Source organism: Gilvimarinus japonicus, assembly GCF_042847215.1.
GTDB classification, from domain to species: Bacteria; Pseudomonadota; Gammaproteobacteria; order Pseudomonadales; family Cellvibrionaceae; genus Gilvimarinus; species Gilvimarinus japonicus.
This window is the reverse complement of the sequence record NZ_AP031500.1, coordinates 1,098,383-1,114,834: the sequence shown is the minus strand read 5'-3', so window position 1 is coordinate 1,114,834 and position 16,452 is coordinate 1,098,383. Positions and strand designations below refer to the sequence as shown.

At 52.5% G+C, this 16,452-nt stretch carries 14 protein-coding genes; all 14 read right to left on the bottom strand.

Features of this window, described 5'->3' with window-relative positions:
- Complete coding sequence (locus tag ACGHAD_RS04755; RefSeq protein ID WP_382413454.1) at positions 1–1,269, bottom strand: NAD(P)/FAD-dependent oxidoreductase; 1,269 nt, start codon at positions 1,267–1,269, stop codon at positions 1–3.
- A gap of 279 nt (positions 1,270–1,548) precedes the next feature.
- Positions 1,549–5,706 (bottom strand): DUF6701 domain-containing protein, encoded by a 4,158-nt coding sequence (locus ACGHAD_RS04750; RefSeq protein WP_382413456.1) that lies wholly within the window; start codon positions 5,704–5,706, stop codon positions 1,549–1,551.
- 2 nt (positions 5,707–5,708) lie between these two features.
- Positions 5,709–6,173: an MSHA biogenesis protein MshP gene (locus tag ACGHAD_RS04745; RefSeq protein WP_382413458.1), complete on the bottom strand. Its 465-nt coding sequence runs from the start codon at positions 6,171–6,173 to the stop codon at positions 5,709–5,711.
- Positions 6,163–6,960, bottom strand: coding sequence for a type II secretion system protein J (locus ACGHAD_RS04740; protein WP_382413460.1), 798 nt, complete (start codon positions 6,958–6,960; stop codon positions 6,163–6,165). The genes ACGHAD_RS04745 and ACGHAD_RS04740 overlap by 11 nt, the downstream gene beginning before the upstream one ends.
- Positions 6,960–7,448, bottom strand: a complete 489-nt coding sequence (locus tag ACGHAD_RS04735) for a prepilin-type N-terminal cleavage/methylation domain-containing protein (protein WP_382413462.1) — start codon at positions 7,446–7,448, stop codon at positions 6,960–6,962. The genes ACGHAD_RS04740 and ACGHAD_RS04735 overlap by 1 nt, the downstream gene beginning before the upstream one ends.
- Positions 7,438–7,863 carry a prepilin-type N-terminal cleavage/methylation domain-containing protein gene (locus tag ACGHAD_RS04730; protein WP_382413464.1) on the bottom strand — a complete coding sequence of 142 codons (426 nt, stop codon included), beginning with the start codon at positions 7,861–7,863 and terminating at the stop codon, positions 7,438–7,440. Before ACGHAD_RS04730 ends, ACGHAD_RS04735 begins: the two co-directional genes overlap by 11 nt.
- Positions 7,864–7,879: 16 nt before the next feature.
- Positions 7,880–8,287 (bottom strand): type II secretion system protein, encoded by a 408-nt coding sequence (locus tag ACGHAD_RS04725; RefSeq protein WP_382413466.1) that lies wholly within the window; start codon positions 8,285–8,287, stop codon positions 7,880–7,882.
- Between the two features lie 233 nt (positions 8,288–8,520).
- Entirely contained in the window at positions 8,521–9,039 is a 519-nt protein-coding gene (locus ACGHAD_RS04720) for a hypothetical protein (RefSeq protein WP_382413468.1), read from the bottom strand.
- Positions 9,036–10,256 (bottom strand): type II secretion system F family protein, encoded by a 1,221-nt coding sequence (locus tag ACGHAD_RS04715; RefSeq protein WP_339617575.1) that lies wholly within the window; start codon positions 10,254–10,256, stop codon positions 9,036–9,038. The genes ACGHAD_RS04720 and ACGHAD_RS04715 overlap by 4 nt, the downstream gene beginning before the upstream one ends.
- Positions 10,243–12,030 (bottom strand): GspE/PulE family protein, encoded by a 1,788-nt coding sequence (locus ACGHAD_RS04710; RefSeq protein WP_339617576.1) that lies wholly within the window; start codon positions 12,028–12,030, stop codon positions 10,243–10,245. The genes ACGHAD_RS04715 and ACGHAD_RS04710 overlap by 14 nt, the downstream gene beginning before the upstream one ends.
- Positions 12,031–12,038: 8 nt before the next feature.
- Positions 12,039–13,415 carry a tetratricopeptide repeat protein gene (locus tag ACGHAD_RS04705; RefSeq protein WP_382413471.1) on the bottom strand — a complete coding sequence of 459 codons (1,377 nt, stop codon included), beginning with the start codon at positions 13,413–13,415 and terminating at the stop codon, positions 12,039–12,041.
- The gene (locus ACGHAD_RS04700; protein WP_382413473.1) at positions 13,415–14,323 is read right to left on the bottom strand and encodes an ExeA family protein; all 909 of its coding nucleotides are present in this window, start codon (positions 14,321–14,323) and stop codon (positions 13,415–13,417) included. The genes ACGHAD_RS04705 and ACGHAD_RS04700 overlap by 1 nt, the downstream gene beginning before the upstream one ends.
- 28 nt (positions 14,324–14,351) lie before the next feature.
- Positions 14,352–16,097, bottom strand: a complete 1,746-nt coding sequence (gene mshL / locus ACGHAD_RS04695) for a pilus (MSHA type) biogenesis protein MshL (RefSeq protein ID WP_382413475.1) — start codon at positions 16,095–16,097, stop codon at positions 14,352–14,354.
- Positions 16,094–16,411, bottom strand: coding sequence for a hypothetical protein (locus tag ACGHAD_RS04690; protein WP_390403425.1), 318 nt, complete (start codon positions 16,409–16,411; stop codon positions 16,094–16,096). The genes mshL and ACGHAD_RS04690 overlap by 4 nt, the downstream gene beginning before the upstream one ends.
- Between the last annotated feature and the right edge of the window lie 41 nt (positions 16,412–16,452).

Here is a 16,452-nt window from a genome sequence, read left to right as displayed (position 1 = left end):
TTAGGCTGCTACCGGTTGGTTAGGCGCGGCGGCATAAAACGCGCGACCCATTAGTAAAAACGGCGCAATGTCAGAAACATCGCGTTGATCCTGTAACATGGCAAAATAATCGGGTCCATCGCGGGTATCGCCAAACAAAACCACACCGACGATCCGGTTATCTTTTAGTAGGATTTTTCGGTAGACGCCGTTTGCCGCATCTTCATAGAGCAACTCACGGTGCGCATCGGTAGTGATAAAATCACCGGCCGAGAACAACTGCACACCGGAAACTTTTAGCTTGGTGGGTACTGGCGAGTTTACAAACCGTGTTGTCTTAGCAAAACACAAACGATCGGACAGCACCGCGCAGTGCTGCCAAATAGGCTCAACCAAACCAAAGGTGGCTCCCTCAAACTCAGTGCATTCGCCAATAGCGCTAATATGTGGGTCAGAGGTTGCCATGCACGCGTCAACCTCAATGCCACGCTTACCAACCAAGCCCGCCTCTAGCCCTAGTTCGACGTTCGGGGTAATACCGGTGGCAATCACGGCAAGTTTGCAGCTTAGTGATTTACCGCTTTTTAACTGAGCACCTTCAACTTGATCCGTACCGGTAAAACACACCACCTCGTCCGACAAAATAAAGTGAATGTTTTTACTTTCCATCACCTGCTGCAATAAAAGCGCGGCGGCTGGGTCTAACTGACGATTAAGCAACCAGCCCGAGCGGTGCAGAAGCATTACCCGCAACCCATTTAGCGCCAAGCCATAGGCAGCCTCCAACCCCAGTAGACCACCGCCGATCACCAGGGCATCGGTATCAGCGGATTTGTCGCACTCAAGCGCGCTGTGCGCAGACGCCATAATACGGTCAACGTCTTGCAAGGTGCGAAACGCATAAATATTGTCTACATCCTGATTTTTGGCCGGAATACGCGCCGGACGCGAACCCACCGCCAACACTAAATGATCGTAGCGATAGCTCTTGCCGGTGCTGGTCACAACGCACTGCGCTTGCCTATCGATGCGGGCAATGCGCACCCCACCTAAAAACTCAATACCCTGTTCGCGATACCAGTGCGCGGGCTTACCGATAATATCGGATGCACTCGTCTCTCCGGCCAGCACCGGCGATAACATAATGCGGTTGTAACTGCCCTCGGGCTCGTCGCCGATCACAGTAATCGAGAACTGGCCCGGCGCACGCTTATGCACATCGTCCAAAAAACGGCCCGTGGCCATGCCATTACCAACAATTACTAATCTGGGTTTATCGCCTGTCTGCATCGTTTACCTAACCCTGTGAGGTTGCCGCAACAGGCGCACCACTAAAGCTCACCTGCTTGCACACCACCAAACACCATTTGAGTGCAAAGCTGCGTAACCATGCACCCGCATGACGCAACAACCCACTCTATTTAAAGGAATTTTCTGGTTAACTAGGTAAAGAGCAAAAGGCAGGCCAACGAGTATCGGGGGAATAATAAGCGGCGCACCGCCACAGGTTCTATCGCGGTGCAGGGCTGTACCGCTGACTGAAAAGCCCCGGAGGGGGCCTTGATGGAGTTATTCTAAAACTTCGCGCCAGTAGATAATGCGATCGTGGCCGCGGTAAGAGCCAAATTGGTAGCGGCCGGTCACTATATCGTCCTTAGTGTCTTCATCATCGTCCCAATTGTACTGCAACCACGGTTTACTAGTGAGGTTGATTTTCTCGCAAAATTGGCCAGCAACTCCGGACGGAGTAAAGCTATGTTCAGCATCACCTCCAATCAAGCTAACAACATTGGATTCGTAGTCGCCGTACACACCTGTGGAATTGCCCACCGGTGTATTTAAGCTAACGGCGATACTCGTGCCAGAGTCATCACAAGCGGTATTCTCGTGATAGGTAATATCGTCACCCCAAATACCTGTGCAGCTATCATTAGTGTTGGTAACCCAACGACTCCCGTTGTAATACTGAGCTCTCATATCAACAGGCAGTTTAAGCGCTTCAGGCCCATAAGCATCTCGCAAGCTTAGGCGGCCATACAATAACCGAAGCGGCTCCCCGAGAGCGGCCGCCGTGCAGGGTGGCGTTTCAGGCGCATTACAGTCACCTAGGTTTGGGGGATCTACATCCAAAGCCGTAACGTACATTGGCGGCGAGTCCAGAATATCTATCTGACGCATTAGAGGCCGATCATCGGGCATATTAGTCAGCTTCAGCGCAAGCTGCAGCTCGTACAATGGCGCTTCCGGAACACTGTCTCGCTTAAACATCACGTTACTTTGCGCCACGGTGCGTTTTCCCTCCACCCAATCACCGGCATCTGACACCAGCCGATCGTAAATGCACTCGTCGTCTTCCCGCAAACATTTACCAGCCTGCTCGTACTGGAGCTGAACACCGGCGGTATCGTACTCCCGCAATGTATCATAATTACTGACGATTCCACCGCTGACACTTTGCGCTTGCAACTCAAAGTTAAGAGTAATTGCCGGCTCGTCCATATAAGAAAATACTGAACAGCTATCCTCCACAGTAGAGGTCAACACATACCGCTCAGGGTAAAAGCGTCCAACCGTTTCACTGGAGGTTGGCGCGACAATATCGCCCGCGCTTAAGTATTTATTACCATTGAGTCGCGGCTCAATGGTAAAGCTACCCACCTCACTCCAGCGCAGTGAGATATTGTTAAACTGGCCACTATTGCCGCTCACTTTGGTGAAGGCACCCGTGCCACTTAAAGTACCTTTCGAACCGCCTGAAGGGTATTGCAGCGTTAAATCTGCCTCGTCTAGCACCGGCTTCTGCGGCGTAGATTCATTACCAAAGTTTGGGGTGACATTGCCCAAGCTATTGCGTGCTTCTACCGTCACAGAAAAAGCCTCGCCGGCCGCCACAAAACCCTCGCCTGTCGATTGCGTTTTGGGGTTTGCGGTTGCATCTGCTCGGCTTACGTCGCTAACTGCCAAGGTGTACGGCTTAACCACAAAAGAATTACTCGCGCCTGTCACCGTAATCGCAGGGTTATTACCATCCTCCGGCAACGTTAGCGTGCCATGCAAACGCACTTCCCCAACATCCGTGTACATAAGGGGGATAGCGGCAAACCCGTCTGCAGCAAAACCTAGGTTAACGGCCGTCAAATTGCCACTTGCGCCCTGTGCGTTAGCACCAACGCTCACTCCAGCAAGAGTAAGCGCTTGCCCAGCAACGCAATTGCTGGGGTTTACACACTCAAAACCCAAAGCGACATCAAGGGAGCGATTTTGTACCCGCGTAACACAAGCGCCGGAATCATCATCCGTTTGCACCACTCGCAACACTGGGTTCGGGTCGGCAGTGCCAGCAACTTGGTTGGCAACAGGCTCCAGCCCTTGGCTTTGGTAAAACTTTAAACCGACATCAGAAAATTCGATATCAGGGTCTGCCGCGGCAGATTCGCTGGCTAATCCATCGTAAACATTAATGTTCAAAGTGGCCGGCTGATCTTGTCGTAAATAACGTATAATTTGCGATTCAGTGCCGTTAAAAATATAAACTTCTCCCTCCGGCCAAACGCCGGTTGCCGGAGAGGTGCCTAAACTTAAGTTCGTACCGGCTTGTGGTGCAACCGGCGTACCTGTGCTATCAAACGCTGTGATTGTAATAGGCTCAGCCTCACAAGTCAGGCCGCGCCCAGCATGAGCAATTTCATAATAAGCGACCTGATCGGTGCCACAGTAATAAAGGCCCGAGGTTAAACTGGGAGCGTCAGCACCCGCGGGAATAGGCACATAATTGCTAGATGACGGGGTACGCCAACGCAGGCGAATTTCGGCCAAACCGCCATTTTCGTAAAATTCCATTCGCACCGGATAGACACCGCCGGCCTCGAGATTAACCGCATTACTGGTGTCAGTGGTTACGGCATGATCATTCCAACGATTAATCACCAATTGGTTGTCGACCCACAATCTAACCCCATCATCCGATGCAGTCTGAAATCGATAAGCGCCCGTCTCTGTGGCTCGAATAGAGCCATTCCACCTCACCGAGAATTGATCTTGTGTAACACCGTTAACGCCTGGCGGGCCATCCGTCCAATTAAAGTCGATAGGGGCATCAACACGGCGCCCGGCCAATGCGCCAGAAAAATCGCGAGTATTGTAATAGTCCCCCAACAGCCCCCCCCGAGGCTCACCATCATCAGTCGGGCAAACTTCACCGGGGCACGGATGAGTTCTATTTCTTAACTCACTTACCTCGGTATCAGTGAGCACACCGCTATACAAGTACACCTCATCAAGCTGGCCGGCAAAATCCACTGGCGTGCCACCGGTATCTTCGATGCGCCCCAACCGATTGTAAGCGGTGCCAATGATTCCGGTCGGGCCTGCACCACTTGAATCCAATGCGCCGTCGATATAAATTTTGTAATCACCAGACGCGGCGTTACGCGTTAGCGCTACATGTCGCCAAGTGCCATTATTAATCGATAAGTTGGACTTCGTGTTATAAGTGTTACCAACTGATAGGCCAATTCGCCCCGAGCTATCTAACCAGCCCCAAAAGATATCATCAGAACCGCCCGCCACTTCAACGCCAGTAATACCGGGCGCACGCCAGCCGACGTCATCCCCTGTCTGGGTGGTTTTAATCCAAAACGCCAAACTTGCGCTATCGTTTAGCGTGTTAGATAAACCCGCCACGGTGACGTAGTCACCATTGCCATCTAAAGTGCCGTAGCGACAAGTGCCCGGGTCACCGGCAACAGCAGGGTTATCCTGTAATGTGCTGGCATCGCCAGAGGCCGTTCCGTGACGATTATTAACACTAGAATCTAATACCTCACCGGCATTGCCTTGCCAACTAAACTCATCAAAACGCCAGTTTGCCTGAAGTACGGCGGGCGGGTTTATTTGTCCGCAGAAAGGCGCAAAGTCAACACTATTTAACACACCACCGGCAAAGTTAACGCGATGCTCTTGGCCAATCGTTAACTGCGCCCCCGACATAGCACCCGTTAATTGCCCCTGATAATTATTAGTTTGCACACTACCAACGGCATAAACAAATGCGGGAATATTTAAACGAGTTTGCAGGCTCACGTTTCCCGTGGCGTATATCAGCAAATCACCCGCTGAAAAATTTGCAAAGCTCGCTGCAAAATTAATCGTAACATTGCCTTTAACAAACAACCGAACAGTGCCCGAGCCACCTTGCCTTCTGACAACAACATCGTTAGCCAGCGATAAATTTCCATCAACCCAGTAACTACCCGGCGCTAAGTTAAGGGTAGCTCTGTCCCTAGCCACAAAAGTCTTTGTGTAGTAAGTACCGTTGTTGGTAGTAAAAGTAAATTGCGATTGGTTCTCTAAGGTGACATTGCCATAGTCGCCTTCAGCTCGTGATGCACTCCCTTGATAGCCCACAGATATAGCGCCATTACTGGCGGTGCCTGTTATAAAGGTTACTGGCGCTGGCGCTGCGGGATTACCACTTATCGTGCACGTCCCACCGCCACAACTTGGCTGGCCCGGCGGATTTTGCACACTTAAATTAGGAGAGTCGATAATGTTACTACCACCGGTAACCAGCGCTTGATAACCCGCCCCAATTTGTCCGCCACTGGTGTTAGTTTGCCAACCATTGGTAAATACAGCAGCGCAAGACACGCTCCACGCCGGTGACGACAATGCGAACAAAAACAAGGTACACAAAAACACATAAACTGAACGACGAGAGGCAGCCATGTTTATTCCTCCTCGCCCAAGTAGGCATCAACCCGCACCGTGCGCTCAGCCGTTATGCTAGTCCCACAAGTACCTACACTATCAATTACGTACACGCTACCCGTATCATTAGGGCTCGGCGGGCTCAAAATGAAACTGCAACTCACCCGAGCCGAACACTGCCGTAAGCCTAATACAGAATAGTTTAACGTCAGATTTAAGGCATCGCACTGGGCATTTACAGCATCACGATCGGCACCCGTAAATATTTGACCCACTCCCGCTTGGGCGCCACTTTCGGCGGCGTATAGTGCCTGAGTGCTAATCAGCTCTTGGACAGTGGAGTTACTTGACTGGATGGTAGAACGCCACAGAGCAATGGCGGCAACACTCATGACCACTAAAATAAAAACAGCCACCGGCAATAAAAAACCGCGTTGGCGATTTTTACTGATGACGAGTGTAAACACTTTAGCCTTAAGGGACATTACGCACCGCCACTTGCTGCGTCATTATTACCGACTCACCACCCGCAGAAAAAGGTATTGAAAAAGTCACCAACGAGCGGTTTGTGTGTGTCTCGAACCCTAAGTCGAATATTTTGACGTCGTCCAATTTTTCGACGTCGTCAACACTCGCAATAATTGAGTGGGCTTCATTTAACGATAAAGTCTCTGCATCCCAAGCAATATTTTTTAAATACACTAACTTGTCAGTGCTTATGCAAAAAGCGCTTGGCTTGCTCACCAAAAAGTAGCGCTTGGCGTTGGAGTTTCTCAGCCATTGATGCTGGCTGTAGCTAACGGCTGTGGCCTCTATAGTGCCCACATTGGCCCGCGCAGTGGCTGCGGCACCATAAATTTCGTCCTTACTTAAAGCGGCAATCACTAGAGATTCTGCCCCGCTCTCGGTTAATGGCTGACCGGTTTGCCAGTTTATAGTGTCGGTTAAGTCGGCCACAGCCAATGGGCTAAGGCTACCCGCGCCTAACAGGTCATTATAAAATCCACTGTGCACAATAGGCACAAACTCTAAACAGCTACCACCGTTTCTCGTGCGTATGCTATAGGGTAAAGCGCCACGCAACTCGCGAGACATTCGCTCTAACGCTTGACGACCGGTGTTTACTATCCGTGCACGCTTTTGCGTGGTGTCGTAAGATTCGGCGCTACTGACAATAAACTGTGTACCAATTACCGCCAGTATGCCCACAATCACAATAACGGTGATCAGCTCGATAAGGGTAAAACCTTTTGCCACCGGTGAGTGTCGCATTAAAAGTTCACCCGGTAACCGGCTAACGTTAGTGATTCGCCATCGGTGGTGGTAACGGTTACCTGTATTAATTTAGCCGGCAAGCCATTTAAGCTGGTCAACTCTACCGCTACAGCGCGGCTATAAAATGCTGAGCTTGAGTCTGGCCAATCTGTAACATCATGGTAATCGTCCACATCGTCATAATCGGTTTCGGTGGTATTGTTGCAAGGTAATGCACCCGCTGAATCACAGGCAGGTACGCCACCGGAGGGAGTGTTCTCGTCGTATCGCAGCGCCATAACCGCATCCAAACGCGCCTGAGCGTACTGCAACATTTTTAAGCGTTTAACTGGGTCCGCGCTGTTAACCACCGAAAACTGATACACCCCAAGTAATCCGCCAAGAACGACGGAGATGACAACGATAAAAACAATCAATTCGATCAGCGAGACACCGCGACTAACGCGACGGTTAAGAGAGTGAAATAGCGGGGAGTTAATACGCATAGCCGCTGGGCTCAACGGTTACCACCGCCGAGGTGCCTCCCTTTTGTACCGTTAACTGAGCAGTTGCGGCTAAGTTGGTGATTTGACCGAGCTTATTGTAAGTGTAGCTTTGGCTTGGGGACACGCTGACACCATTAACAAACATTAATGGGTAGGCATCTTTGTGTAGCCTTATTGAACTGCCAGCCTGTTGCACATCAACCCCACCGGCGCTTACCGCCAACGTAATATCCGACTGCGCCATAGCTTTTTGTTGGGCAAAAAATAAAGCCGCGACGAGATCGTCGCGGCTTGTTTGTACAGAGGCAATGTCGCTATCGGTAAAACGCGAGCTAACCGTTATCCCGATCACGCCAAGGATAACGATAATGGCGATCAGCTCAATTAATGTAAAGCCACGTCCTCGATTAAGCATATATCGCAATTATTCATTAAGGGTTAGGGGCAGTGGCATAGCCCACGAACTCAGCAGATTTAGTGGAATCATTCTCGCTTGTCACAGTACATGTTGCTGGCGTACCTGCGGTAATATCTAGGTCGGTAATCGTGTACTTATCGGTATCCAATTCCGGCTCAAGTAACTTACTACCCACATCCGTACAATTCTCGATAGTCGCCACAGCCGTTGTCACAGTGAGGCCAGCGTCTTCCGCAATATTATTAGCGTGATTCAGTGCTGAAGCACTAGCCAATGCTCCGGCGATACCTTCAACAGCAGCCTCTTCAGCCGCATCTGATAAATCCACAAAACGTGGCACCGCGACAGCCGCCAAAATGCCCAAAATAACAATAACCGCAATCAGCTCGATCAGGGTAAAACCACTTTGTTGGTTTTTCATAGTGTCTCTCCAGTTATGCTAACCGGCTTTGCGCCGGTTGTTTAAAGTTAGTTCGCTTCGCCGCTTCCCACGCCAAGCGCACCAAAAGTATTTGAGTCGTCCCTGTAACGGTTGTGGGCCGCCAATATCTTGGCGATACAGCCACTTACTTATAACAGCATACAAGTTTCACGCCAATCACTTTAACCGCTTGATTTGCCGAGCGGTAGCAGCCAAACCTTAGACGGTGTCGGCTAATTTGCAAACACCTGAGTCACGCCCCCATCACGAGCGCTATACTCATAGTATAGAGCCTTACTGGCGCCTGCGCCGTAGAAGCGACAACCCCCTTCGGTATCGGGCTTGGCACTAATGTTAGTGCCGCTCCCTGAATTTACTGTGGCAGACTCTGGCGCAATAATCAACGAAAATAGCAACCTTTCGCAGCGCTTAGGACCACCGAGCGCCCCTGCGCCAGGGGCTACTGGGTGGGCGTCTAGGGGCCAGCCGCGTTTATTAACCCGGTAGACAAAGCCATCTAGCTCAACCGTATCGGCAGGCTTTGCTTTTAGCTGCCAAAAGGCTCGGACCACTGTGGCGGCTTGGGCAAAATTACGCGCCTGCAACTGTAGTGTAAAGCGCTGGGACTCCGCCGCTAGGCGCTGATAATAGCCAAGGGCCAGCGCTAGCAGTACGCCAAACACGATGCTAACCCACAAAAACTCATAGCGGGTTAGGCCTCGCTGCCGGTTACGGCCTCCATACATCATCATTTTTGGATGTTGTACATCTCCCACATGGGGAGGAAGATGCCGAGCGCCAGTACCAAAACAAAACCGGCCATAATCACAATCAGTAATGGCTCAATTTTATCTGACAGTTTTTTCACATCGTAATCGACTTCACGCTCATAGAAACCCGCCACCTCCGCCAATAAAGTGTCAACTTGACCACTCTCTTCACCTACGGCGATCATCTGCAATACCAAAGGTGTGAACATGCCGCTCATTAAATGAGTTTGATACAAGCTCTCTCCGCGCTCAACACCACTGCGAATACCATTAATTTTTTCAGCCAAATAAGCGTTATCGATGACTTTGGCACACAAGTCCAGCGCCGTGGTTAACGGCATACCGGCATCCAACATTAGCGCAAACGAGCGAGAGTAACGCGCCATAGACGCTCGCTCGATCACGTCGCCAATAATAGGCAAGCTTAGCTTTTTTCTGCCCCATAACTTGGCCCCGGCCGGGGTTTTAACATAGCGCCATACAGCGATAGATACAGCGATAATTGCTACTAACATAAGTGGCCAATAGGCGACAAAAAAATCCGAGACGCCAATGAGTATGCGTGTGGGCAACGGCAGCTGCGCACCAAATTTACTAAACATTCCGGCAAAAGCGGGAATCACTTTAATGTTGATAATCGCCATAGCCAGCACCAACGCGATAATAACGAATGTCGGGTAGCGCAAAGCCTGACGAATATTTCGCGAGGTGAGCAAGTCACGCTCCATGTACTCGGCCAACTGCATAAAGGTTAGATCGAGCCGACCACTGTTCTCGCCCACGGATACCAGCGAGATAAACAGCGGACTAAACACTTTAGGGTGAGCGCGCATTGCCACGGAAAGCTCCAGGCCGGTTTCTAACCGATCGGCAATGTCATTAAGGGTGGCTTGCAATGTGTAGTGCTTAAGCGATGCCGCCAGCGAGCGAATGCCCTTAACTAATGGAATACCAGCTTTGGTAATGGTGTACATTTGCCGGCAAAACACAATTAAATCGGGCAGCTTTACTTTGCTCTGTTGATTGAGTACCCCGAGCCATTGCAGCGGATCTTTTTTGGCGTGGTACTCGGCAATATGCGTTGGCGTTACGCCCCGCCCTGCGAGCGTACCCGCCGCCAACTCGGGCGAACCCGCTTCCAGCTGGCCGCTTACCGCCCGGCCTTTACCGTCTCGGCCATTGTATTCAAATACCGGCATGATCTTGCTCGCTTGCGTCGGCAGCACCCGCCGCTACACCGGCCAGGGCGCTTCCCGGGGCCTCGTCATCCACTTGCGCGCTGATGCGCATAACCTCTTCAAGGGTGGTCACGCCTTTTATGGCATAGCCAAACGCGGCCTCGCTTAGGGGCGCAAACCGCGCACTGTTGCTGGCGGCCCGGCCAAACGCGCTAATATCATTGATGCGCAGTGCCTCGGCCATCGCCGAGTTAATCTCGAGCATCTCAAACACCCCTATGCGACCACGGTAACCGGTGTTGTGGCAATGCGGACAGCCGGTGCCCACTTTAAACTGTACTCCCGTCGCATCGCACCGCGCACTCAGCGAGGCAATCAGTTGTCGCTCGTTAGCGTCGGGCTGGTAGTCCTGTGTGCAGCTGCTGCAAATTTTGCGCACCAAGCGTTGTGCAACAATGGCTTTTAGCGCCGTCGCGACCAAATAACCATCGGCGCCTATATCAATTAACCGCATAGCCGAGGTGATTGCATCATTGGTGTGCAGCGTCGACAGCACCATGTGGCCCGTCATAGAGGCGCGCAAAGCGATCTCGGCCGACTCGGCATCGCGAATCTCGCCCACCAGCAAAATGTCCGGGTCTTGCCGCAATGCCGCGCGCAGTACGCTATTAAAGGTTAAACCTATACGCTCGTGTAATTGCACTTGGTTGATGCGCGGCAGGCGGTACTCCACCGGATCTTCTACGGTGATAATTTTACTCTCGGGTTGATTAAGCTCGGACAAAGCGCCGTAAAGCGTAGTGGTTTTACCAGAGCCGGTCGGCCCGGTGACCAACACCAAACCGTGCGGGCGGGTAATAATATGGCGAAAGCGCGCCATCATCTCCGGCGGCATCCCTACTTTATCGAGAGGCAGTACACCGTCGGTATGGTCAAGCAAGCGCATTACCACCGATTCGCCAAACTGCACCGGCATGGTCGACAAACGCACGTCGATGTTGCGCCCGGATACTTTCAGGTTAAAACGGCCGTCTTGCGGAATACGTTTTTCCGATATATCCAAACCCGACATCAACTTTAAACGCACCACCAGCGCCGAGGCGATGCGTTTTTCGTTCATTACCTGCTCTAGTAGCACGCCGTCAATTCGGTTGCGAATACGCAACACGGTTTCATCCGGTTCGATGTGCACGTCCGATGCGCGCGCATTAATGGCCTCTTCAAAGATCTTTTGCAGCAGCTTAACCACTGGCGCATCCGAGTCGCCCACCGCATCGGCGACATCGGCCAAGTCCATCGCGCTCTCTTGCAGCTCATCGTCCAGCTCACCCGCTAGGGAGGCGATCTCGCTAGCTCGGGTGTAGACTAAATCTAACACATCCAGTAAATCAGCCTCGCGCAGCACCGCGGGTTTTAACGGCTTGTCGACTTGCGCCTGAATATCGTCTAAACCAAATATATCGGTTGGGTCAGCCATCCCCAGTAGCAGGCCGTCGGCGTCTTCGCGCAGCAACATTACCCGGTAGCGCCGCGCCGTCATTTCGGGCAGACGCCGAACCAACTCGGGATCAAATCGAAACTGCTTTAAATCGATAAACGGAATTTCCAGCTGATCGGAGAGCAGCGTTAGCAGCTCGGTCTCATCGACAAAGCCTAGCTCAATAAGTGTGTGGCCCAATTTTCGGCCTGTTAATTTTTGCTCTTGTAGCGCATGCTCAAGCTGGGCTTGGCTGATCATTTGTTGACTGACCAGCAGATCACCTAAGCGAATTTTTTTAGGGGCAGTTGGGCTCATAACAGCTCTCACATAGCAATTTGAATCAGGCGTTGATCGGCAAACTTAACGATCACGGCGGTGGCGTCGCTCGCCTCCCGGGCGCGACGATAAGCGACACTGGCGGGTTGGTAACGCTGCTGCTGATCGAGTGCTAACGCCAATCCCAACCAATAGCGCGCCCGCGGGCCAAACACCTCTAGCAAGCGACGGTAATGACTTTCGGCCGCACTATAGTTGCCGGTATTTTGATACAGTGACGCGGTAAGCGCACGGTACGCTTCATCGCTCTCAGCGCTGGCGTAACCTTGCTCGAGTATTTGCAGTGCTTTTGTTAACTCACCACGGTGCTCGTACAAGCGCGCTTGCAGGTAATGCTTATCGCGCGCGCTAAGCGTGGGCACTATTAAATTTTCAGCGGCGGTAAATTCTGAAGCGCGCAACAGCAAAGACTGTAAATAGCGCCGTGATTGCGGTGCACTAAAGCTCTCTGTGCTCGCCTCGGCGATAAACGCGCTAAGTAATTGCTGCGCGCGTCCCGGCTGCGAGCGGCTCACTAACCGCTCAGCATCGCGCTGGGTTTGTCGGTCGCGGGTCGCCCAGCTCGTGCTCACCCCGGTGTCCTGCCCCGCCATTTCTGTATCGGTAGACTCAGCGGCAACGCTATCATGCACTGGGTTATTTTCACTGGCCGGCCGCACTGGCGGGGCAAGTGACTTCGCCGGCTTGGCGGGCGCATTGTTAGCAACCACGGGGGCACTTGCGGCACCTTCGACTTGAAGCTCGCCAAGCAGTGCCTGTGCTGTCGCATTATCGGGACTTACCGCCAGCGCTCGATCCAACAGCTCGAGTGCCCGGGCGTAATCGCCACGGTTCTGCGCGCGTCGGGCACGCTCTAAGTAACGCGCGGCAATTTGTTCGATGCCCGCGCGCGCTTCGCGGTTATCGGGATCGAGCTGTAGTGCTTTTTGATAGTACCAATAAGCACTGGCGTCAATTGGTGTCGTGAGTTGTCCTGCCACCAATGCAGCTTGTGCCAAACGCAAGCTTTGGCTCAGCTCTGTAAGCTGCCCTGAGGCCACACTCGACGGCGCTGTTCGCGCTGTTGCCGCGTGCTCCTCGCGGCCCAGCGAGGGCGTAGCGACAAGGCTCATATCAAGGGCTGGCTCAGGCTGCGCGGCTAAGACCGTTTTTTCGGGCGCGCGCTCGGCCAATAACGACTTGGCGGACAAATACCAATAGCCCAAAACCGCCAGTAGCGACACAGCAAAAAAACCGAGTAACACAAGTCGCCACGCCCCTCGCGACGGCCGGCGGCTTAGCCCACTGGGCAAATGATCGCTGTTGTGCGACGGTTGAGGCTGTCGCGCATCCAAATCGCGCAGCATATCGTTAACCAAGCTCACTACTGCAAACCCCAGTAAACAACGCCAGTCAGCAATAAGGCGGCTCCCGCGCCCACCATTAGCCACAACCATACACGGCGTGCGGCGCGGCGTCCCGCCGGTCGCGACTCTGAAGTGTCGAGCACCGCACGCGCCATATGCGCGCGCGCCACCTGTCGTGCACCTTCGCCATAGGCGGCCATTAACGCTTTATGGCTCACAACGTTCAGTAGACGCGGTACACCACCAGAGGCTTTAGCAAGCAATCGCACCGCGGCTCGGGTAAACAACGGCGCGCCGGTGTATCCCGCCACGGCTAACCTAGAGTCAACATAGGCAGCGACATTTGCCGACGGAATCGCCTGAAGGTACTCGGCAAAAACAATTCGCTGTTTAAGTTGGCGTAAGTCGGCCCGCTCAAGCATCTCGTCTAACTCGGGCTGGCCTAAAAGTACCACCTGCAGTAATTTGCGTTTGCGGGTTTCGAGATTGGTTAATAGGCGCAGAGCTTCAAGCGTCTCGCGTGGCATAGCCTGCGCTTCATCGACAATCAACACCACTTGGCGTTTCGCAAGTGCCAGCTCGATCAAACGCTGGTTAATGTCCGCCAATAGTTTATGGGCGGGTTTGTCCTCGGTTTCGACACCAATCTCTTCGGCCAAAAACCACTTTAGCTCGTCGGGGCTTAAATACGGATTGGGAATATAAGCGGTGAGGTATTGCGCGTCTAAGGCATCCAGCAACTTACGGCTAAGCAACGTTTTACCGGTGCCCACTTCGCCGACCACTTTAACAAAGCCCTCGGCGTGACGCAGTGCCAATAAAATAGTGCCCAATACCTCGCGGTGGCTTTTGTGGTTAAAATAAAACTCGGTGTCCGGCGTGAGTGAAAACGGCTGCTCACGCAGACCAAAGTGCTGTCGGTACACGCACGGTGCTCCTGTTATTGATCGCTATTTATGGTGTCTCGAGGTTGCCTTCAAACATTTTTCGGTAGTCTTCGCCCAATTTACCAATCCCTTGCACAGATTGTTCGATCTGCGCATTCCACGCATCGTCATTAACGACAATAGGGCGCAGCAAAATCACAAGTTCGGTTTTTTCGGTCAGCCGGCTGGTGGTACGAAACATCGAGCCAAAAAATGGGATATCTCCCAGCCCCGGGTTTTTACCATCTTCGTTCACTTTAGTTTCTTGCATCAGACCGCCCAAGACAATCACTTGGCCCGACTGCGCCCGAACGATGCTATCGGATTCACGCACGCCGCGATTGGCCAACGGCAGCGAGAAGTCTTCATCGCCAATAGTAAAGTTTTTAAGCTGATCTTTCACATCACTCACCACCGGGTGTATATGCAGAATGACACTGTCGTCTTCTGATATTTGTGGCGTTACGTCCAGCGAGATGCCACTAAAAAACGGCGACAACTCGATGTTAGGGGTACTGGTCACAGCCGATGCATTGGCTGTGGTGTTACTCGAAATACCGGTAATAAAGTATTCATCGGCGCCGACCCGAATCACCGCTTTTTGATTGTTTACGGTGGATATTCGCGGGCTGGATAACACCTGCACATTGCCTTGCGTTTGCAGCAACGACACCAGCTCACTGATATCTGGCACGCCGAGTACCGAGGTGAACATTTGCGACGAGGTCTCCACCACACCGTCGACAAAGTTTTGTTGCCCCTCAAAACCGCCGGGTACAAAATCGGTAAACGATACCGTATCGTTGGTATTATGATCGCGCCCAGCTTGATAACCATAATTTAACTGGCCGTTTATTTGGCTCCAGTCAATACCCGTGTTGTAACCCTCGCTTAGGCGAACCTCTAGAATTTTTGTCTCTAAAATCACTTGGCGTTTAACACTTAACTCAGAGCGATCTAGAAACTCCCGCACCGCATTGAGCTCGTGGGGCAACGCTTTGACTACCAACATGCCTGCCTGCGGCGACACCATCACCATACGGTCGTCGCTCTCCCCGCCCACGATGGCCGACACTGCCGCTTTAATAGACACCCAAAAGTCTGTGCGGTTAAGGGTTTGAATCCTCGAGCCCGGCGTTAGCGCGGTAGAGTTATTGCCCGACTCGGACGACAACATACTCAGTAAGTTAGCGGTGTCACCCTGACTCGTACTTTGGTTGCCCGCACTGCCACCAACCTGACCACCTTGTGATTCACCCCGACCAATCATCACGCTGGTGTCCGACACACCCACCCGCTGAACATCCAAGTAATTTAAATGGAAGACTTCGGTGCGCAAATGATTGGGGTAAATGGTATAAATGCCGCCACGCTGCTTGTACTCGTAGCCATAAATATCGCGCGCGATTTCCAACACCTCATCCACACTCACACCGTGTAAATTAAGCGATATGGTGCCCGTTACCTCGGGATGCACGACAATATTCGTGTCGGTGCCATCAACTAAACTTAAAAAGAACGCGCGGGCCGGCACCTCGCTGACCTCCACATCAAAACGTTCAACGTCAGCGCGGGCATTAGCGTCGGGGGCAACCGACAACTCGGCACTGACCTGCTCGGGCACCTCCACCGGCGCAGGCTGGGCTGCTTTGGCGACATTCGCCATTTCGGTTTCAATACTCAGTGTGCGCTCCTGTGGCTGGGTGCAACCGCTTAACCAAACCAATACGCCCAGTGCGCTGGCACTCATTAGAGTGGGAAAACGCCAATTCATTGCTTCACCTCGACACAAGTGCTGCTTCGGCAGCCCTGTTTTTGTATATTATGTTTTGGTATACCGTCAGCTCGCAGATCAACACTGCTTTTAACATTGTTGATACGGCTGGAAAGCTCTAAACGGCGGCGCTGTTGCCCATCGCTAATCACTACGGCGCCCGGTTCGATCTGTTGCACAACCCACCGCTCGGCGCTTGGCACTGCCTCCCCCTCGCGTACGGTAAAACCATTAATGACGGCAATTTTGCGGCTGGCACTCATCAGTACCGAGTGCAAAGCCAATGTATCAACGCTTCCGTTAAGCTGACTCACTAAAGGCCGCGTCGGGTCGCGCAGCGGCGTTTGCGCCGACG

Bases quoted from the DNA above. Each gene is read 5' to 3' on its own strand.
- ACGHAD_RS04755 (WP_382413454.1), bottom strand. From the start codon at position 1,269: ATGCAGACAGGCGATAAACCCAGATTAGTAATTGTTGGTAATGGCATG.
- ACGHAD_RS04750 (WP_382413456.1), bottom strand. From the start codon at position 5,706: ATGGCTGCCTCTCGTCGTTCAGTTTATGTGTTTTTGTGTACCTTGTTT.
- ACGHAD_RS04745 (WP_382413458.1), bottom strand. From the start codon at position 6,173: ATGTCCCTTAAGGCTAAAGTGTTTACACTCGTCATCAGTAAAAATCGC.
- ACGHAD_RS04740 (WP_382413460.1), bottom strand. From the start codon at position 6,960: ATGCGACACTCACCGGTGGCAAAAGGTTTTACCCTTATCGAGCTGATC.
- ACGHAD_RS04735 (WP_382413462.1), bottom strand. From the start codon at position 7,448: ATGCGTATTAACTCCCCGCTATTTCACTCTCTTAACCGTCGCGTTAGT.
- ACGHAD_RS04730 (WP_382413464.1), bottom strand. From the start codon at position 7,863: ATGCTTAATCGAGGACGTGGCTTTACATTAATTGAGCTGATCGCCATT.
- ACGHAD_RS04725 (WP_382413466.1), bottom strand. From the start codon at position 8,287: ATGAAAAACCAACAAAGTGGTTTTACCCTGATCGAGCTGATTGCGGTT.
- ACGHAD_RS04720 (WP_382413468.1), bottom strand. From the start codon at position 9,039: ATGATGATGTATGGAGGCCGTAACCGGCAGCGAGGCCTAACCCGCTAT.
- ACGHAD_RS04715 (WP_339617575.1), bottom strand. From the start codon at position 10,256: ATGCCGGTATTTGAATACAATGGCCGAGACGGTAAAGGCCGGGCGGTA.
- ACGHAD_RS04710 (WP_339617576.1), bottom strand. From the start codon at position 12,030: ATGAGCCCAACTGCCCCTAAAAAAATTCGCTTAGGTGATCTGCTGGTC.
- mshL (WP_382413475.1), bottom strand. From the start codon at position 16,097: ATGAATTGGCGTTTTCCCACTCTAATGAGTGCCAGCGCACTGGGCGTA.